The sequence below is a fragment of the Pseudomonas sp. HMWF006 genome, assembly GCF_003061205.1.
Classification (GTDB): Bacteria; Pseudomonadota; Gammaproteobacteria; order Pseudomonadales; family Pseudomonadaceae; genus Aquipseudomonas; species Aquipseudomonas monsensis.
Genome location: NZ_QAIU01000467.1, coordinates 1 through 1,942, shown reverse-complemented (window position 1 = coordinate 1,942; position 1,942 = coordinate 1). Strand labels below are relative to the sequence as shown.

The following is a 1,942-nucleotide window of genomic DNA, read 5'->3' as shown; positions in this document are numbered from 1 at the left end:
GGCAAGCACCTGAAGGTGCAGAACGCCAAAGCGCTGTATCCGCCGGTGCAGAAACCTTACCCGCCGCTGTACTTCGGCGGTTCGTCCGACGCGGCCCATGACCTGGCCGCCGAACAGGTCGATGTCTACCTGACCTGGGGTGAACCACCCGCCGCCGTCGCGGAAAAACTGGCTGATGTGCGCGAGCGCGCCGCGCGGCACGGACGCAAGGTCAAGTTCGGCATTCGCCTGCATGTGATCGTGCGCGAGACCGCCGAAGAGGCGTGGAAAGCCGCGGACAAGCTGATTGAACACATCAGTGACGAAACCATTGAAGCCGCGCAGAAATCCTTCTCGCGTTTCGACTCCGAGGGTCAGCGGCGCATGGCGGCGTTGCACGATGGCCGTCGCGACAACCTCGAAATCGCGCCAAACCTGTGGGCCGGTGTCGGTCTGGTGCGCGGCGGTGCCGGTACCGCGCTGGTCGGCGATCCGCAACAAGTGGCGACGCGAATCAAGGAATACGCGGACCTGGGCATCGAGAGTTTTATCTTTTCCGGTTATCCGCACCTGGAAGAGGCTTACCGTTTTGCCGAACTGGTGTTCCCACTGTTGCCGGAACCTTACGCGAGCCTGGCTGGGCGTGGCGTGACCAACCTCACCGGGCCGTTTGGCGAAATGATCGCCAATGATGTGCTGCCCACCAAGTCCTGACCCGCGCCCATAGAGGGACTGCAATCGATTTCGAGGAACACCGTGTGACTGCCAAACCGCAAAGTACCCTGCTATCCCCGCTTCAGACCGCCCGCCAACTGGCCGCCGAATTTGCCCTGACAGCCGTCGAGCGCGACGAACGTGGAGGCACGCCGAAGGCTGAGCGCGATGCCCTGCGCGACAGTGGCCTGCTGGCCCTGAGCATTCCCGTTCGCTACGGCGGCCTCGGCGCGAGCTGGAGCGAAACCCTGCAGATCGTGCGCGAGTTCGCCAAGGTCGACAGCTCCATCGCCCACGTCTTCGGCTTTCATCACTTGATGCTCGCCACCGTGCGCCTGTTTTCCCGCCCGGAACAATGGCAACCCTGGTTCGAACAGACGGCGCGGCAGAACTGGTTCTGGGGCAATGCGCTCAATCCCCTCGACACCCGCACCGTGGTCAAGGATCTCGGCGGCTGGCGCGAGTTTTCCGGGAAGAAAAGCTTCTGCTCCGGCGCCAGCGACTCGCAGATGCTGATCGCCTCGGCGGTGGATGAAAACGCCGGCGGCAAGTTGCTGATCGCAGCGATCCCCAGCGGGCGCAGTGGCATCACCCTGCACGATGACTGGAACAACATCGGCCAGCGCCAGACCGACAGCGGCAGCGCCACGTTCGAACGGGTGCGGGTCGAGGAGTCGGAATTGCTCCTCGATCCCGGACCGCTGAGCACACCGTTCGCCTGCCTGCGGCCGTTGATCGCGCAACTGACCTTCACCCACATGTTTCTCGGCATCGCCGAAGGCGCTTTCGAGGAAGCGCGGCACTACACCCTCAAGGAAACCCGGCTGTGGCACAAATCGTCGGCCCGCGATGTGCGCGAAGATCCTTACGTGCTCGCCCATTACGGCGAATTCTGGGTCGCCCTGGAAGGCATCCGCCTGCTGGTCGAGCGCGCCGCGGCATTGCTCGATGCCGCGTGGGCCAAGGGTGCGAGCCTCAGCGCTGAAGAGCGCGGCCATGTCGCCACCGCGATTGCCACGGCCAAAGTCGCGGCCAGCCGCCAGGGCCTGGATATCTGCAGCCATCTGTTCGAGGTGACCGGCGCGCGTTCCACCCATGCCTCGCTGCGCCTCGACCGCCACTGGCGCAACCTGCGTACGCAAACCCTGCACGACCCGCTGGATTACAAACTCCACGAGTTGGGCGACTGGGCGCTGAACCAGTCCCTGCCAGTGCCGACGTTCTATTCCTGATCCTGCCTCTATAAGGA

The 1,942-nt window shown here is 63.9% G+C and carries 2 protein-coding genes; both read left to right on the top strand.

The annotated features are described in order from the left end of the window. Positions 1-693, top strand: a 693-nt coding sequence (locus tag DBR24_RS33060; RefSeq protein ID WP_256591692.1) for an LLM class flavin-dependent oxidoreductase, incomplete at its 5' end; no start/stop codon positions are given. 44 nt (positions 694-737) lie between these two features. Continuing rightward, positions 738-1,925, top strand: a complete 1,188-nt coding sequence (locus tag DBR24_RS20405; RefSeq protein ID WP_128615667.1) for an acyl-CoA dehydrogenase family protein — start codon at positions 738-740, stop codon at positions 1,923-1,925. The last annotated feature ends 17 nt before the right edge of the window (positions 1,926-1,942 follow it).